At 58.0% G+C, this 16,960-nt stretch carries 15 protein-coding genes and 1 pseudogene; 7 read left to right on the top strand and 9 right to left on the bottom strand.

Annotated features, from left to right (window positions below):
• Nucleotides 1-650 precede the first annotated feature (650 nt).
• Nucleotides 651-1,265, bottom strand: coding sequence for a plasmid pRiA4b ORF-3 family protein (locus tag EV561_RS28580; RefSeq protein WP_132526861.1), 615 nt, complete (start codon nt 1,263-1,265; stop codon nt 651-653).
• 583 nt (nt 1,266-1,848) lie between these two features.
• Between EV561_RS28580 and EV561_RS28575 the strand changes: the two genes are divergently transcribed.
• Complete coding sequence (locus EV561_RS28575; RefSeq protein ID WP_132526859.1) at nt 1,849-3,363, top strand: hypothetical protein; 1,515 nt, start codon at nt 1,849-1,851, stop codon at nt 3,361-3,363.
• Here the strand turns inward: EV561_RS28575 and EV561_RS28570 are convergent.
• From EV561_RS28570 to EV561_RS28560, 3 genes are all read right to left on the bottom strand, one after another.
• A complete protein-coding gene (locus EV561_RS28570; protein WP_132526857.1) occupies nt 3,335-3,979 on the bottom strand; it encodes a hypothetical protein in 645 nt (214 codons plus the stop codon). The two genes, EV561_RS28575 and EV561_RS28570, sit on opposite strands and share 29 nt — an antisense overlap.
• Before the next feature lie 343 nt (nt 3,980-4,322).
• Nucleotides 4,323-6,248 (bottom strand): ABC transporter ATP-binding protein, encoded by a 1,926-nt coding sequence (locus EV561_RS28565; RefSeq protein ID WP_132526855.1) that lies wholly within the window; start codon nt 6,246-6,248, stop codon nt 4,323-4,325.
• Between the two features lie 2 nt (nt 6,249-6,250).
• Complete coding sequence (locus EV561_RS28560; protein ID WP_132526853.1) at nt 6,251-8,116, bottom strand: ABC transporter ATP-binding protein; 1,866 nt, start codon at nt 8,114-8,116, stop codon at nt 6,251-6,253.
• 447 nt (nt 8,117-8,563) lie between these two features.
• Between EV561_RS28560 and EV561_RS28555 the strand changes: the two genes are divergently transcribed.
• Nucleotides 8,564-9,631: a glycosyltransferase gene (locus EV561_RS28555; RefSeq protein WP_132526851.1), complete on the top strand. Its 1,068-nt coding sequence runs from the start codon at nt 8,564-8,566 to the stop codon at nt 9,629-9,631.
• A 158-nt stretch (nt 9,632-9,789) separates the two neighbouring features.
• On the opposite strand, the gene EV561_RS28550 is transcribed toward EV561_RS28555, so the two are convergent.
• On the bottom strand, nt 9,790-10,227 hold the full coding sequence (locus EV561_RS28550) for an EF-hand domain-containing protein (protein WP_132526849.1): 438 nt from the start codon (nt 10,225-10,227) through the stop codon (nt 9,790-9,792).
• Between the two features lie 256 nt (nt 10,228-10,483).
• On the opposite strand from EV561_RS28550, the gene EV561_RS28545 reads away from it, so the two are divergent.
• The 4 genes and pseudogenes from EV561_RS28545 to EV561_RS28530 all read left to right on the top strand — a co-directional run bounded on the left by EV561_RS28545 (nt 10,484) and on the right by EV561_RS28530 (nt 13,003).
• A complete protein-coding gene (locus EV561_RS28545) occupies nt 10,484-10,708 on the top strand; it encodes a hypothetical protein (protein ID WP_132526847.1) in 225 nt (74 codons plus the stop codon).
• A gap of 102 nt (nt 10,709-10,810) precedes the next feature.
• Nucleotides 10,811-10,960 (top strand): annotated as a pseudogene (locus EV561_RS28540) (sugar phosphate isomerase/epimerase); the annotation flags it as partial.
• Between the two features lie 63 nt (nt 10,961-11,023).
• Nucleotides 11,024-12,001, top strand: a complete 978-nt coding sequence (locus tag EV561_RS28535; RefSeq protein ID WP_132526845.1) for a sugar kinase — start codon at nt 11,024-11,026, stop codon at nt 11,999-12,001.
• A gap of 114 nt (nt 12,002-12,115) precedes the next feature.
• Nucleotides 12,116-13,003 carry an MBL fold metallo-hydrolase gene (locus EV561_RS28530; protein WP_132526843.1) on the top strand — a complete coding sequence of 296 codons (888 nt, stop codon included), beginning with the start codon at nt 12,116-12,118 and terminating at the stop codon, nt 13,001-13,003.
• Between the two features lie 71 nt (nt 13,004-13,074).
• Here the strand turns inward: EV561_RS28530 and EV561_RS28525 are convergent, their stop codons facing one another.
• The 3 genes from EV561_RS28525 to EV561_RS37330 all read right to left on the bottom strand — a co-directional run bounded on the left by EV561_RS28525 (nt 13,075) and on the right by EV561_RS37330 (nt 14,086).
• Complete coding sequence (locus EV561_RS28525) at nt 13,075-13,272, bottom strand: hypothetical protein (protein ID WP_132526841.1); 198 nt, start codon at nt 13,270-13,272, stop codon at nt 13,075-13,077.
• A gap of 141 nt (nt 13,273-13,413) precedes the next feature.
• Nucleotides 13,414-13,929: a GNAT family N-acetyltransferase gene (locus tag EV561_RS28520; RefSeq protein WP_132526839.1), complete on the bottom strand. Its 516-nt coding sequence runs from the start codon at nt 13,927-13,929 to the stop codon at nt 13,414-13,416.
• On the bottom strand, nt 13,913-14,086 hold the full coding sequence (locus tag EV561_RS37330; RefSeq protein ID WP_165927940.1) for a hypothetical protein: 174 nt from the start codon (nt 14,084-14,086) through the stop codon (nt 13,913-13,915). The genes EV561_RS28520 and EV561_RS37330 overlap by 17 nt, the downstream gene beginning before the upstream one ends.
• A 212-nt stretch (nt 14,087-14,298) precedes the next feature.
• On the opposite strand from EV561_RS37330, the gene EV561_RS28515 reads away from it, so the two are divergent.
• The gene (locus tag EV561_RS28515; RefSeq protein WP_132526837.1) at nt 14,299-14,445 is read left to right on the top strand and encodes a DUF1127 domain-containing protein; all 147 of its coding nucleotides are present in this window, start codon (nt 14,299-14,301) and stop codon (nt 14,443-14,445) included.
• Between the two features lie 189 nt (nt 14,446-14,634).
• Here the strand turns inward: EV561_RS28515 and EV561_RS28510 are convergent, their stop codons facing one another.
• On the bottom strand, nt 14,635-16,875 hold the full coding sequence (locus tag EV561_RS28510) for an EAL domain-containing protein (RefSeq protein WP_132526835.1): 2,241 nt from the start codon (nt 16,873-16,875) through the stop codon (nt 14,635-14,637).
• Between the last annotated feature and the right edge of the window lie 85 nt (nt 16,876-16,960).

Below are 16,960 nucleotides of genomic sequence, written 5' to 3'. Positions count from 1 at the left end.
CCACGAGCTGGCGAACTTGGCCCCGTGTCCACTCGAAGTCTTGCGAGGATTTGTCGAAGATATGCGTCGGACACTGCTGCTCGCCCCCCCCAAAGCTCGCGTCTAAAGCGAATTTTTATCGGACATTTCAACGTCCGGCAACGCCTCTGCCGTTCCAGAGGGGGGCCGCCGGTGTTGGTTCGTGGCTATGGCGGGCGTTGGCAAAGGGCAGCTCCCCGTTGTCAATGACTGTGAATCTCAGTTCCGACCGAGAGCTGCAACCCAGGAAGCCGTAGATGCTGCCTTGAGATGCGAGTATTAGAGCGGCTTCGAAATGCGTTCGACGATTGGCCTTACCCGCGAGAGCGTTCACGTTGGAACGCGCTGAAAGCAGCTACCACGACGTAGTGCCACGTCTGACCGGTCCTCAGATGTTGGTCAGAAGATATCTGCGTCGCAATCCGGGTGCATCTCCGGAGCAAGTGGCAGCAGGAATTGAAATGCCGTCGGCTACCGTCAACGAGGTCGTCAGCGAATTGCGCTTGGCCGGAATCCTGCAAGGAGGGAGGAGCGCTGACGGCTTATTTTTGACGGAGTCGGAGCTACGACGGTATGAGATGCTCGATTGACATCTTTGCGGCGTCAACCCGTTAGAGCCCCACTAGGGCACGTCAGCCGGATTTCGGTTTCGGTTGATACCTCCGGTGCTTTGCGCCCGGCCGCAACGAGTTCGATATGTCTCTGTTTATGACGGCCAAATCAAACCATTCCGGATCAAAATGCCCGCCGCACCACTGCATGGTTTCGTTGTGTTCTTCACGGGATTTGTCGCCGATGATCGCCAGAAACCGTTCGTAGCCCGAGCTTCCACCGACGTCCTCGGGCGGTCTCGCCCTCTGGCCCGCGACGCAGATCGCCTGCTTTCGCACCCCTGCTGAGGGGATGGCAGTCTCCATGGCGATAGAATGTCTCCAGTTGTCGCCGAAATCGTATATGTAGCGGAAGAACGCACCCGGCTCGAAATCGCGCAGGCGCACGCCGTCGGAATCGAATACCTGCGGTTCGTCCTCGAAGAGGCCCTCGGTTAGAAGCCCGACGTCGCCAAATCGCAAGCCGCCGATCTGGTATTCGTGGAGATGACTGTTCCACCAGCCGAAAGCTCCCTGAATGACAAGATGGAGTTGGGCGAGGGTCCAGTGAGCGGGGACGACAAGCCGTCGCCAGATCCGAGGCTTGATCTCGTCCAGCGTGACCCGGATCTGCGTTGCGTCTACTCCGTCAAACATCTCCCGTCTCTCCGCACAATCGTGGCCGCAGGGGCTCGAATAGTAAATTGAGACCCTGCTAAGGACGACTCTCCCACTAAGGAATCCCAGCTCGGCTGGTGTCACGGCGAGAGTAGCCGGTCTTCGCGAGTTTGTCCGGGCAGCAATGAGCGCGCTCCAGTGACGTTCGTCTGGAACGCATTGGGTCTAAGGTGGCCCGTGAACTCGTGCAAGGACGATATCCCGTAATTTACCCGTCCCATTGAGGCACTAGAACAAGACGGCGCTCACGCCAACGGCTTTCACCGCTGCCGACGGGATTCGGGACAGTCCTCGACAATCGGATGTCGGTGAGGCGACCGCGCTGCGGAAAGAACGAGACGCTCCGCTTCCTGCTTCTAAACTGACCATCTCCGGCGCTCCAGACGTTTTGGTACGTCTAGGCTAGGCTAGGCTAGTGCCTTGATTCATTTGGTCCGCAACTCTCAGTCTTTGATTAACCAGAGCCGTTGAATTTGCGGCCTGATGCGCTTTCCAACCAGCGGTTTAAAGGATTGCTTTACCTGCATCATTCAGACCGGTTGTGCTGATAATGGGGAAGTCAATGTTAGACGACGTGACGCTGGACAGTCTTATTGAACGAGAACTGTCACATCAGGAGACGAAAAACCTCAAAGTTCGTGAGGCGATCCATCCGCATTATTTGACAGAGGCGATCCAGGCGCACCGAGCTGGTCTGTCACGTTCCTGCATCATAATGACGGCAAACGCTGTCTTCGATGATCTCGACAGGAAATTGAGGCATCTCGTTTCAGTAAATGACAAGCGCCGTCCCCTTCTTCAAGACATTGACAATAGAGTCAGGGCCGGTGAACTCCGGGAGATGGTTCTGTCGACCGAGCTGCTATCCAACGATATAATCGAGCCCGAGCAGTCGGAGTACCTAAACAGACTCAGGGCGGCCAGGAACGATTCCGCCCACCCCTCTGGAACAGTCTTCACCCGGAGCGAGGCGGCCGCGCTTTTAAGCGATGGTATCGACCTTATCCTCGGCCAGGAAAGCTTGAGTCCTGCGGCTTTCGCGGAGATGCTAGCTCAACGTCTGCGCGCGCCTAACTTCTTTCCCGATGATGCCTTGGGGAAAATTGGCGTCGTCAAAGACGAGGTTTCTCGGGTGACCTCGCACGGGTACCATGTACTTGTAAGAAACGTGATGGACGTTGCTATGGAAAAGGATGATAACACCGCGTCGGAGAATGCTGGCACCTTCCTTGTAACATGCGCTGCAATCGACAACGACGACCTAACGAAGGTCATTTATCGTCATCTGTTCTTGCCCAATCTGGAGACCACTAAAGCGAAGGACGATCCGATCGCGCGATTAATCTTCAATTTCTCTATGGTCGCCCCGCATTCTCTGAAGAAGAACTTGAACGAACGCCAGAAGGAAAGACTAGACGCTAAGCTCGTCGCGCTGCTCAAGGTTGCGAGTCGCGGACCGTCGTTGGACAACCTGCGTATCCTGGAACTCGGTATTCGGCTCGACGAGGCGGCGCGTCGATCGAAAAGCGCCCTGCCAAACACCCTGAGCGTTGCCAGGAGTTCGCTGTCAATGTCCTTGAAACTCCTTGAGAACAGGAGCCTGAGTTCACTCGCACGACGGAAATTGCTGAGCAAATTCACATTGTTGGCCGCGAACCCACAGCACTTGGGGAGTGCGACATTCTTCTCGTTTATCGAAGAAAACGCTGCCGCACTTGCGGACTCGCTGACGGGTGGCGAGGCTCACCGGTTAATAACTTCGATACGTGGGGGTAGGGTAATGGCGCAGTGGGCCGATGACACAAAGCACCAGTACCATGACGTGCCAGTCCGGCGGCGTGATTGGTTGAAGGCTTTCTCGCGCGAGACAGCGATCCTGGAGGGACTGCTCATAGTGAAAGTAAAGGCTTGGTATGAAGCCGAACCGAGCGAGGCAGCGCGGAACGCCGAACGCGAACAACTAGCGGATCCAACGTGCTTGTGGGGTCCAATTGCAGACGGCATAAGGTTTGAATGCGTGGCGAGAATGAAGTCGCCGCCTAGCGAGGCTAGGGTTTTGTCGATGGCGTCGAGATAAGAAGAGCTTCGAGTTCCTCCTCGCTCTGGATGAGTTCGAAGTTGTTTCGCTCGTGTTCAATCATCGCCTTATACTCCAGTGCATTGAAACCGAGCGTAACGGCATCGCGCAACGTCGTTCCCGACATTCCGGACGACGCAATTCCCTCCTCGATGAATTGGACCGTTCCTTTCCTCTCATCGACCCAGGTAAAGCGAGAATGGAAGCGGTCCCCAGTCCGTCTGACGGGGTTTCCATCGTCATCCACCCACGACACCACGTAAATCGTGTTCGCGAATTCGTCACGGTTTTGTCTCGTGGTGGGATCCGTTTCACGATCGGACCAGAAAAGTGCATTCAACTCGGCCTCGCTACTGATCGATCGCCCTGTTTTCTCTTCGTACCTCCACATTGCGAGATACTCCGCCGTCGAAAAGCCGAGCGCAACGACACGATAGAGATCCATGTTCGCGATGCCCTCGTCTCCAACGGTCAATTCGCTCAGCCGACGCTCACCTGTTTCTTCGTCGAGATATGAATAATGCGACGTGAATCGGTCTTCCACATCGGCCAATGGGCAACCGTCAGCCCCGATCCAGACAACCATTTCGATCACGACTTTTCCATATTCTGACATTCGACATCTCCTCGTTCCTGAAGATTGTCGGCGCCGGCGGCGCTAACTGAAAGAGGCTGTCGATTGGCATAAGCAAGTATGCAGCTCCGTAGCCGGTAGCGTGGTGAATGTCCGGGAGAATTTCACTCGAACAAAAGGGAACTGGTTGTGCCATGGAACGCCGGTCCTTTCTCTTAAGGATCGAGGCGCCACGTGAGCGTCGGAATTGCTCGCAACAGTGGCGCGCGACCACTCTCAGAGAGAACCCCCGTGTCAGAGCGCGTTGGCGTGCGAAGGAGGAGCGGGAGCCTGTCACTTGGTCGAGCCGGTAGGGGCCGAAAGTGTCATGTTTCGTGACGTGGTGTCATGTCTCGTGACGCATGTCACAAGTCTGCGAATCCGTGGACGCTGACTTATCCAGCGCCTCCTCCGGGATATCGTCGAACGAGGCGTAGTTGAGATTATAGAGCTTCGAATAGAGCTTGCCGTTGGCCATAAGTTCCGCGTGGTTGCCCATTTCGATCACCTGGCCGTTTTGCAGGACGATGATCCGGTCCGCCTCGCGGATCGTTGCCAGCCGGTGGGCAATGACGAGGCCGGTGCGGTTCTCCAGCAGCTTCACCAGCGCCTTCTGGATCAGCATCTCCGTGTAGCTGTCGATATTGGCCGTGGCCTCGTCGAGCACCAGGATCTTGGCATCGGCCACCAGCGCTCGGGCGAAGCTCACAAGCTGCCGCTGACCGAGCGACAGGCCGCCGCCGCGCTCGCCGAGCATGGTATCGTAGCCCTCGGCAAGCCGCATGATGAATTCATGGGCGCCGACGGTCTTTGCCGCCTCGATGACCTCTTCGCGGGTGGCCTCGGTCTTGTGGTAGCGGATGTTCTCGAAGACGGTTCCGGTAAACAGGAAGGGTTCCTGCAGCACCATCGCGATCTGCCGCCCGAGCGAATCCTGGGTGAGGGCGCGCACGTCATAGCCGCCGACCAGCACCTGTCCCTGCTGGACGTCGTAGAAGCGATGGATCAGCGCCATGGAGCTGGACTTGCCCGAGCCCGTCGGCCCGACGAGCGCGACCGTTTCGCCCGGATTGACCCTGAAGCTGACATTCTTCAGCACCGGATGATCCGGATTGTAGCCGAAAACCACGTCACGGAATTCGACTGAGCCGTCCATATCAGGCGGCAAGACCGTGGCATCGGGCGCGTCCTCAATATCGACGGGCACATCGAGAACCTCGGTTAGGCGCTGACCCGAGGCCATGGCGCGCTGCATGACGGAATACTGCATGGTGAGCGAGCGGATTGGATCGAAGAAGCGCTGGATATAGAACAGAAAGGCGACCATGACGCCGACATCCAGCCTGTTGCTCAGCACCATCGAACCGCCAACGACGATGACGAAGGCCATGGCCATGCCCGTCAGCGTATCGACGATCGGCACCATTACCTGTGCATATTTCGCCGCCGTCAGATGCGCCCTGAGATTTGTATGCGCCTTGTCATCGAAGAGATTGAAGTTGACGCGTTGGCGATCCATGCCCTGGACGGCACGCACACCATGAATGGCCTCGGCCAGCGCCCCGTTGGTGACGGAATTGGTTTCGTGCGCGTCCATGAAGGCAACGCGCGCCCGCGGCAGCCAGAAAAGGCGAATGATAAAGAGGATGGGCATGACCGAGAGCGTCAGCAGCCCGAGACGAACGTCCAGCCACAACATGACGACGATGATGCCGAAGAGCAGGGCGATATCGCCGACCGAGAGCACCGAAGTCTCCAGGAACTCCTGCATCGAGTTGACGTCGCCCTGCAGGCGCGACATCAGTCGGCCCACTTCGGTCTTGTCCATGAAGGACAGGGAAACGCGTTGCAGATGCACGAACATCGCCTTGCGAATATCGAACAGCACTTCTTCCGCAACCCCGCCGACCACAGTCTCCTGGACATAGCTGGCGGCGTAGTTGACCAGGATAGCGATGAGGAAGCCGATGATAGCGAGCCTGAGGGCCGAATGATCGGAAGCGGCCCCCGGCGCCATTCCGTGGTCAATAGCGTAGCGGATAAGCAGCGGAATGACGATCTGCGATGCGGTGAACATCAGCACCGCGAAAACGGCGAGATACATCTGCCTGCGATAGGGTTTCACGAAGGCCCAGATCCGCCGGATGATCTTGCCGTCGAAGACCTTGCCGAAGATCTCCTCCTCGACGCGATGCGATCCGACAACGGCACGGGGAGGGCGGCGCCCGTCTTCGCGAACGTCGTTGCGCTCCGTTTCAGCCACTTCGGCCATGTCTATGCCCCCTTCTTGAGGACGGGAAGTTCGTCCTCCGGCCGGACCTGCAGGTCGTACAGCGCCCGGTAGCGGCCGCCGGCGGCAAGCAACGACTGGTGCGTGCCGCGCTCGACGATCTGGCCGTTCTCGACGAAAAGTATCTGGTCGGCATGCATCAGCGAACTCAGCCGGTGGGCGACGATGATCGTCACCCGGTCCCGAGCAAAACGCTTCATCGCGCTGCGGATGCGCTGCTCGGTCGCGGCATCGATTGCCGCGGTGGAATCGTCGAACACCATGACCGCCGGCTTCAGCATCAGCGTCCGCGCGATCGAGAGGCGCTGTCGCTGTCCGCCGGACAGCGACACGCCGCGCTCGCCGACAACCGTTTCGTATCCGGTCGGCAGGCCGAGAATATAATTGTGAAGCTGTGCGGACTCGGCCGCGCGCTCGATCCGCTGTTCCTTCGCCCACGGATCGCCATAGGCAATATTGTTCTCGATGCTGGTGGTGAACAGGAATGAATCCTGCTGCACGACAGCAACGGCATGGCGCAACGATTGCAGCGTCGCCTTGCGGATATCCTGCCCGTCGATCGTGATCCGGCCTGACGTAGTGTCGTAGAAGCGCGGGATCAGATGCGCGATGGTGGACTTGCCGCTGCCGGGCGGTCCGACGAAGGCGATCGTTTCGCCACGCCTTGCCTCGAAGCTGATGTGCTTTAGCACCGGGCGATCCTCGGCCGCCGGATAGGCGAAACCGACATCCTCAAAGCGCAGCGTGCCTGCCGTAACCTCAAGCGGCTTGGCATCCGGGGCATCCTTGATGGCAATGTCGAGATCCAGCAGGCCAAAGACGCGCGAGCCGCAGGTAGAAGCGCGTGCAAAGGCGTTGACCATCAGGCCGAGCTGACGCACCGGCATCTGCAGAATGGTCATGAAGGTCAGGAACGAAGCGAGGGTACCGACGGTGATCTCGCCCGCTATGACCTTGTTGCCGCCGATCCAGAGAACGAGGCCCATGGCGGCGAAGAAGGAGAAGTTCATGGCGCTGGTATTCACTACGCGGATGCCGACACGCTTGTGTGCAAGGCTCAAGGCATGGTGCGACGCCTTTTCGAATTTCAGCACCTCATAGGCCTGGGCGGCAAAGGCGCGGACCACGCGGATGCCGCCGAGATTCTCTTCCATGATGCGGGTGAGAACCGACAGGCGCTCCTGCAGGTCGAGCCAGGTGGCACGCAGCCGCAGCTGTGTGACGGATGATCGCCAGGCGACGAAAGGCACGAAGCTCAGTGCCAGCAGCCCGAGCACGATATCGGTCGACAAAAGCATGTAGGCGCCGATGCCGATCAGCATGGTAAGCAGCACCATGCGCACCAGCGCAGTCGAAAAATACATGCGCACGCCTTCCAGATCGAGCAGGCCGACCGTGATCAGATCTCCGGAATGGACGCTGTCGTGGAAGCTGAAGCTCAGTTGCTGGATCTTCTCATAGCAAGCGAGGCGAAGCTCGTAGCCCATGTGGTGGCCGACCGCTTCGCTGAAGTAGTTCTGCACCATGGTGAAGAGACCGCGGAATATGCTGACGAAGAGCAGCAGCAGCGCCGTGGTCCAGAGTGCTGCCTCGGCCGCCTGTCCGGCTGCGCCTCCTGCGAAGGCCGTTTGCGTCTGGTCGACAGCGTGGCCCAACAGGCGAGGGATCATCAACTGCAACGTTGCAGCTACAAGAGTTGATCCGATCGCAAAACTGGTCTGCCAGGGGTGTCGCAGTGTCATATGCGTTATGCGCACAATGGTCGAAAGGCCACGTCCCCAACCGGCTGCTTTGACATGCGCCAACGATGCCAAAGGCTTCGCCGCGCTTCTTGATGAATCGCTGCTCACGCTAATTTCCAAGCATATTATGAACGAGGCGGGCCCGAGCGTCGGGTTCGGATCGCTAAAATGATTGATATGATGAATTTTGCCGATTCCGCCCGGTCATTCAAGGGGCGATGTGGTCACAACTACCACCCTAACGTTAGAAACCGTGTTGAAGCCAAACCGTCGGCAAGCAGGCAAGGCCAGTCTGAGGCATCCGGTCGCAGGTGGATTGTGGGGGCCGGTATTCGCACGAAATGCCGGGTCGCGGGCAGGAGTCATTCAAATGCCACATAGTTGGGGAGGCTTAGCAAGGTACAGACGGATCAAGCAGGATCCGCAACACCCGTCGATCCGCGCCTCTGCGGCCGACGTTCTCGCCTCAAACGGTGGGTTTGCCGGGAACGGGTTTATTCACAGGGCCTGAATGAGAAGGCTCACCGCGACCAGAGCAGATTTGCGAGGTTCAATGTGAGGTATTCCACCCAAGACCGTGTTCCGGTTTCCGTCGTGATCGCCAATTACAACTATGCTCGGTTTCTGAGGCGCAGCATCGATAGCGCTCTGGAGCAGGATTACGACAATGCGGAAGTCATTGTCGTTGACGATGCCTCGACGGACGAAACGGCGAGTGTCGTTGCTTCCTATGGGCCGCGTATCAAGGCCTGCCTGCGGGAAGAGAATGGCGGCCATGCCGCTGCATTCAACACCGGCTTTGCCTCCAGCAAGGGCGAGATCGTGCTGTTCCTCGACGCCGACGATTATCTCTATCCCCATGCGGTGACCGAGATCGTCGATGCCTGGGAGGACAGGACCGCCCAGATGCAGTTCAGACTGCATATCGTCGACGAGGAGATGCGCGTGAAGGATGTCTTCCCGCCGCCCGAACTGGCCTTCGATTCCGGCGATGTCACCCCGAAACTGCTGCAGAAGGGACGCTATCAGACCACGGTCACCAGCGGCCTGGCGTTCGACCGCTCGGCGCTGGAGGCGATCATGCCGGTTCCGGAAAAGGATTTCCGCCAGGGAGCCGATGGTTATCTCGCGACCGTCGCGCCTCTCCACGGAGATGTGACGTCGATCGACGATTGTCTTGGTGCCTATCGCATGCACGGCGCCAACCACTCCGTGTTTGCCGAAAAGCTCGGCCAGCGGGCGCGCTGGCGCATCGAGCATGATTTCCATCGGCTGGAGGCGCTGTCGGATCAGGCAACGGAGATCGGCCTGGACCTGCCGCCGGATGTCGGTCTGCGCGATCCCGTTCATCTGGAAGAGCGCTTGGCATCGCTTTGCATGGACAAGGATCTGCATCCCGTAGCCAACGACTCCAGGCTTGGCCTGGCGACCGCCGGCGCCGTCGCGAGCCTGGATATGAACGCATCGCGAAGACGCCGTGCGCTGCTCGCAGCCTGGTTTCTGTCCGTCGGCGTCCTGCCAGCTCGCATGGCGCGAGCCGTCCTGTCGTGGAAGCTCGTGGCCTCGTCGAGACCCGACGTTCTGCTGCGGCTTTCGAAAGCCATCCGGCATGCCATGGGATAGATCGTGTGAAGCACTCCTACGGGGTGTCATAGAGCGGCCTTGCGACGTATGATCGAGACCGCCGCCAACCCATCAAGTAGATAGCGGCGGCTTCAGATCAACATTATATCAGCAAGTACAATCGCTTAGTGACAAGCATGTCCGCATGCAGAGGAGTGCTATTTCTCCAGCGCTCGTGTACGGAATGCCTCGGCATAGCCTGGATCGAGGTGTCCGACGTTCACGTTGAGGATATTCTTGAGGCCGCCAAGAATATCGTCTTCGCTGGCCGATCCCTTGCCGGTCGTGTCCAGCTTCGACCAGTAGTTCTCGGCAGATTTCTGGTCGAACGGCTTATGGTTCGCTTCTGCGAGGCGCTTTTCGGCAGCCATATATTCGTCTTTCGTGACCTCTCCATCGCCGTTGACGTCAGCCGCGTCGACGAGTTGGTCAGCCATCCGCGAGTAGAAATCGCCGACGAGCTCTTCATCCGATTTGACCTGAGGTGCCTTTGGCGGCTCCACATGCACATCGAACTTTTCATCCGCAACGGACGGGCTCTTTTTGGCTTTGGGCACGAAGAGGCTGTAGATTGAGTTGTCGGAGTCTACTTTCATGGTGTTCCATCCCTTGTTGGATATGCGGGGCGCAACACAACCTGTGGGGCGAAACTTGCTTCAATCTTGCCGAAAACGTGTACTAATGGTTTCTATTATAACGGCAATGGCCTCCCTCCGGGATCGGGTGGGGTTCGCTACTCGATAAATTAGCGCAATCAGATAGCAATCGCCGTCAGGGATACTATTTCCTTACCTCGGTGCTCTATGAACGTGAGTTGCATTCATATTTTATGCAAACATGCGCTGAGGGTTTATGAGATACGCGATCGACGTTGTGCAAGCGGACGGCTCCTGCCGTACGCTCATTGTGGAAGTTATTGGGGGAAGCAAGGGCTCGTTGACGGTAATCCTCGACGGCAAAAGTCAGCAGATAGACTGGAAGGTGATCGCCGGATGGGCTGCCATCGACGAAGAGGGAACGACACCGATCATCTTGAATTGGCTTCCGCAGGGTATGGCGTTCCCGGTATGCATCTGATGATTAAATTGAACCGAGTATTGCTCTGAAATGTAGGCGGTGGGCGAGATCTGATCTTTGCTCACTGATCCGATCATGTAGCCTCAGTCCACCGGCGCACCGGCGGCTAACCGCTTGGCCGACGACAAGCTTAGCTACTTCCACATCGGTGAAAGCAATCGGGGCTACCTCGGCGATTGCATGTTCAACTTCGACCTGATTTTCGATGCGCTGCTTGACATCGACTACAAGCGTGAGGTCGTGTTCGAAAGCCAGGACAGCTGGCTGCCGCAAGTAGCGACGACCTGAAGAACCACATATCGAAAGCAGGATTGCATGACTTCAACACTTGCTCCGGACCAGCTAGGTCCTACTGTCTGTGTCGGCGAGATTCTGGTCGAGATCGTCGCAACGACCGTGGGCGATGGGTTTACCGAAGCGCAGTCCCTCGTCGGACCATATCCGAGCGGCGCACCGGCAATCTTCATTTCTCAGTGTGGACGCCTCGGTGGCTCGTCGGCGATGGTCGGCGCAGTCGGCGATGACGACTTCGGCCGCGTCAATACGGACAGGCTGAAGCGTGACGGCGTCGATATCTCGACAATCTCGATCGATGCCGACTATCCGACGGGCAGCGCGTTTGTCCGCTACCGCAAAGACGGCTCCAGAGACTTCGTCTACAACATTGCGAAGTCCGCGGCCGCGCGCTTCGGATGGTCCGACGACGTCCGCCGGCTCATCGAGCGCACAGGGCATCTGCACGTCATGGGATCGGCGCTGTCGGTGCCGAGCGCGCGCGAAGTCATTGATAGGGCGGTGGATATCGTCAAGGCGAAAGGCGGAACGCTTTCTGTCGATCCCAACATCCGCAAGGAGCTCAAACTGGACGAGGCGACGGAGCAGCGGTTCGCAGAGCTTGTAGCTGCCGCCGACCTGCTTCTTCCATCGGGAGAGGAGCTCGAAAGAGCAGCTGGCGTGGACGGCGAGGCGAATGCGATCAGCCGCCTGCTTGAAATCGGCGTGAAGGAGATCGTCCTGAAGCGCGGTGCTGCGGGTGCGACCTATTTCAGCAGTGATGGTGAGCGCATAGACGCTCCCGCTTTCATCGTCGAGGAGGTCGATCCGACCGGCGCCGGCGACTGCTTCGGCGGCGCTTACCTAACATGCCGGCGTCTCGGCATGGCGCCGAATGAGGCGCTCACCTACGCGTCTGCCGCCGGCGCTCGCAATGTCACGGTCCGTGGGCCGATGGAGGGAGCTGGTACGCTGCAGGAACTTGACGCGTTCATCTCTTCGACGAAAAGGTGCGTATGATGCCCGTCGATCGCAGGTAACTTGGGGGATCCCGCTGAACACCGATTAGTGACATGCGTGGTCGAATAAACTCGAATAAGGTGCATTACGATTTTTGCTCGGGGGAGAAGTGAGATGCTTGATTTCAAGACTTCAGCGAAGCTGCTGGCAGCGACCGCTCTGATGGTGGGGTATCAGGGATTTGCTTTCGCGCAGATGCCGCAGCAACAGCCGGACGCGAAGGCCTTCAAATTGGGGAAACTCGACATTGTCGCCCTTCATGACGCGCAGTTTGTCCAACCCAACGATGGCAAGATTTTTGGCCTCGATCACAACCCTTCCGAAGTCGCGGATTTGCTCAAGGCCGCGGGCGCACCGACCGATACTGTCACACTCAGCGTCGATGCGCTGCTGATCAAGTCCGACCGGCACCTCATCCTGATCGACACCGGTGTCGGCGGCGCGCTTCAGGGCAGTCTGGCGAAGGCTGGTTACAAGCCTGATGCAGTGGACGAAATCCTGATCACCCATTCTCATCCTGACCACGTCGGTGGGCTGGTTTTGAACGGAAAGCTCGCTTTTCCAAATGCCACGATCCGCATGTCGGAAGCGGAGTGGTCCTATGCCAAGGCAAACGAAAAGCTGGCTGACATCGTCAAGGTCATCGCGAACCGTGTAAAGACGTTCAAACCCGGTGGCGAGGTTGCCCCTGGCATCACATCTGTGGCCCTGAGCGGCCATACGCCGGGCCATGTCGGCTACCAGATAAGATCAGGAAAGGAGAGGCTATTCGATATTGGCGATACCGCTCACAGTTCCATCATCTCGCTTGCCAAGCCAGACTGGGCGATATCGTTCGACGGCGATAAGCCGAAAGGCGAACAGAACCGCGTCAAAACGCTGGGCTCGGTCGCGAAGAGCCACGAGAGGATTTTCGCGCCGCATTTTCCCTTCCCTGGTGTGGGATATATCGAGGCCGAAGGCGATCACTTCAAATGGGCTCCGGATGACAAATCCGAATAGCGGGGAGACGTCGTTCTAGAGCTGCGAGACACAGGTCTAGCTAGGTTTGGATGCCTTCCATCTGCGGCGGGCTATTCAAATTTGCCCGAAGCGGCAGGATCGCTCGCTGGAAAAGTCTCACGAAGCGCTTCATCGAGTTCCTGATCCGAGGCCCGAACTCTGGGTGCCGCGAAAAGTTCGCTCATGATGTCGACGCGCTCGGGTAACATATCTGTCCCGTCTCGCAATTCGCCATGGACGTTGGGAACCAATGTCGTCTGCTTCGCCATTGCTGCCTCCCTGCAAACCTGTTGGTGCGGCGTCGTGAAATCGATCTCATCCAGTGGTCAAGCCTGAAGCAAGAATACCATATGCCTCTCCGGCAGGGAATCCGATTATGGCATTTTGGTGCGGTAGCGGACGTTGCGCGCTCACGGGTCCCTGGTCATTTCGACCATCGTCGGCCGGAACCCTAGCGATGCGAACAGTCTCTGCGCCACCTCGTTGCGGGCCGCCGTGGACAGAACGACTCGCGGCGCCCCGCGCTCTTCAAAATTGCTGATCGCCGCCTGCAACAGCCTGCTGCCTACTCCGCTACGCCGGTGATGCGGATCGACGAAGAGGTCGTGAATGACCCCGGCCGGTCCCCTCAACGCCATATAGTCCGGCCCCTCCAGCACGCCGTAGACATAGCCGATGACGGAAAGGTCGACTTCCGCGACGAGGAGGACGACATCCTCGCGCTCAAGCTGCCGTCCCAGCCATGAGGCATAGGACACTTCCGTTCTGTCCGTCGTCGGGAAAAAGCGCTGTGGGTCCAGGGTGTTGTGAAGAGCGACCAGAGCCGCACCGTATTTGCCGAGAACGGCTGTATCCGATGATCTGGCAACCCGGATCAGGGCTTGGGGTTCTGCAAGGTCGCCCGAAGCACTATCTTTTCGAGGCATCTGCGGCTCCGGCAAGTCGTAGCCCTTGGGGCCGTTCGGTCTTCTTCTCCCGATGCCTGCGCTCCTCTTCCGCTGCTTCCATTGTTATCCCGCTCATGTCTTCGAATGCGGCCGCGCGTTCCTGCACGGTCAGTGCACGTCTGATCTTGCTTACCATGATAACCGCCTGTGTGTGAGTGTTTCCCCGGCATGGTACAGAGCCAGCCGACATTCGGTACCTGAGAATTTCGAGCCATGCGATCTATGCATGGCTGAGGGGTAAGCTTCACGCTACTCTGGTACAGGGTTCAATATTATATATTCCTCATCAAAGCGAACGGAGCGCCTCGAACGGCAGCCATCGCAGGAACCCAAGGAAAGGGGATTGAAATGAGCCTCGCACGTAGCATCAACAACTGGCGTAAATACCGCAAAACCGTTGAAGAGCTTGGACGTATGTCTAACCGCAGCCTTCACGACCTCGGCATTAACCGGGATGAAATCCGCGACGTAGCGCGGTCTGCAGTGACCCGCTAACCTATAGTATCATCGATATAAAAACGCGTCCGTATTGGTTCAATACGGGCGCGTTTTTGTTTTGATGCCACAAGTCCGGAATGATGCTTGGCGCATAGCGAGCATCCGGACCGCAAGTCGCTGCCTATTTTTACGCCAAGGTATCCATAGTCTGAGCTTATTGTCGCGCCCAGGCGTTCTCGCTACGGGTTAGGCCACATGCTGGCCCGCTTGCTTGCGAGCCTCATAAAAGCGCATGAACTCCTCGGAAGACATGGGCCGAGCGAAGGCATAGCCCTGCAGGACGTGACACCCGAGATCGCGAAGGATGCTGGCGTGCTCCATCGTTTCCACGCCTTCGGCGACGATCTCGATGTTTTGGGATCGGCCGATTTCGACGATCGAAGATACCAATCGCCGTTGGGAGGTGGACTGCGTGATGGGCATCACGATCTGTCGGTCGATCTTCAGCCTCCGCGGCCGGAGCTCGAGAAGGCTCAATATCGATGCATGGCCGGTACCGAAATCATCGATCTCGATGTCGATGCCAAGCTCCTTGACATTCTGGATCGACGCCTGGAACGCAGCGCTTTGACCTTCGAAAGAGATGCTCTCGAGGAGCTCGAAGCAAAGCCTGCCTCGTTGGAACACAAGGGAGGAAAGCTCCCATCGATTCGCCAGTTCGACCAACCTCTGCGCGGAAACGTTGACGGAAATCCTTGGCACGTACATGCCGGCGGCATCCCAGCGCGTCAGTTCGAACAGCGATCGCTGCAGGACCAGCCTGTCAATGGCGCTAGACCAACCGCGCTCCTCGGCAACGGAAAGAAATTGCGCCGGTGCGAGAATGCCACGTTCCGGATGATCCCATCGCACCAGAGCCTCGACGCCGACGATCGAATGGGTGTTGACGTCGAACTGCGGTTGGAAGTAGGGCACCAGTTCGTTGCGTTCGATGGCGGCCTCGATCTCGTCACCGAGCTTTTTGGTGGCGCGCGCAGCATCACCGAGCTTGCTGGTGAAAACCTCCGCCTGGCCTCGTCCCTGTCTCTTTGCCTCGTAGAGCGCAAGGTCGGCATTTCCAAGCAGATGAGCGACGTCCCCGTTTTCCCGCTGCCAGGCGACACCGGCGCTCGCGCCGACCTTACATTCCACTCCGTCAACCAGGATCGGCGTCGACAGTTCGCGCACGATCGAATGGGCAAGGGATACGAATGCTTTCGGATTATCGCCCCTGGTGGCGATGACGAATTCATCTCCACCAATACGCATGGCAACGTCGTCCGGGCCGATGACATCTCGCAGGCGTGATGCGGTTACGCGCAATACCGTGTCCCCGCCGGCATGGCCTTTGCTGTCGTTGACTTCCTTGAAGGCATCGAGGTCAACATGGATCAGCGAAAGCAGGGTCCGTTCGGGACGTAGATACTCCGAAGCAAGCAGTCGATCCAGGTATCGGCGGTTAGGCAACTCGGTCAGCGGGTCATGGAGCGATTGATATTCCATGTCCTGCCGGGCCAACATGAGATCGCTTTCCCGTTCGCGCAATTTCACAATCGTTTTCTGGCGCGAGCGGGCGAGGGATCCAGCCCAAAGCATCGGGACGACCACCGCGAGGCAGACCGCACCGGCGGCTAGGCGGAAAACGGTCATGTTATTGTGGCTGCCCCATCCGGACTTTGGAGTTCCGGCAATTGTCCATCTTCCGTAACCCATGTCGAGCGAAGCGAACATGGGATCGCGATCTAATATTGACGCATCACCATAAAAGACATTTTTCGCGTTCGCAGATGCGGCCGGGGAACTGATCGCGATATCGAGATCGGTGGTGGTCAGCCCGCTGTCGGAATAGAGCTTCTCGACATCGATCACGCCGGACAGCAATCCCCAGAAGGTCTGGGCCCTGCCGTCGGTGATGTAGACCGGCGTGCGCGCAATGAACCCTTCACCGCCCTGGACAAGATGGATTGGGCCAACCAGAACGATGTTATGACTGTTGCGGGCCGCCATTGCTCCGTCATGCTGCTGCTTGTCGGTTCGGTAGTCGAGGCCGATCACCTTTTCGTTGCCGTGTGTAGGGTAAACCCATCTGACGACAAGGTTCGGTGCTGCGGTAATGATCTTCAGCTGCGAAGGGGTCTGCAGGACCTGGGCGCTCAACCTGGCATATTCGGCTTCATCCATCGTCGGATTGACCGCGATTCCGGCAACGATACCTTGCAGCAGCATAATGTCGCCGATGAGGTTCGTTTGAAGACGGGCCGCGAGCGAGGTAATCTTCTCCGCTACCTCTGCCCGTTCGTCGGCATTTAGCCGGGCCTGTCGCTGATGGTCCGCAAGGACAAACACGATGAGCGCAACGACAGCTGCCAATATTGCAGGCGCAAAGGTTGCTCGGCGACCAAGGTAGGCGCCTGCTTCATGGAGAAGTTTTTCCAAGGATGTGGGCATTCCGGCTGCGATCTGAGGATGAAGAAAACATCATCGCGCGATTGCCTTAAGGGAAGTCTAATTGAGAAGGCTCAAGTGTGAAGAA

Origin of the sequence: Rhizobium sp. BK376 (assembly GCF_004341625.1) — a bacterium.
In the GTDB taxonomy this organism is placed as follows: Bacteria; Pseudomonadota; Alphaproteobacteria; order Rhizobiales; family Rhizobiaceae; genus Rhizobium.
Note: the sequence above shows the minus strand (reverse complement) of the source record. Positions and strands in the feature narration are given on the sequence as shown.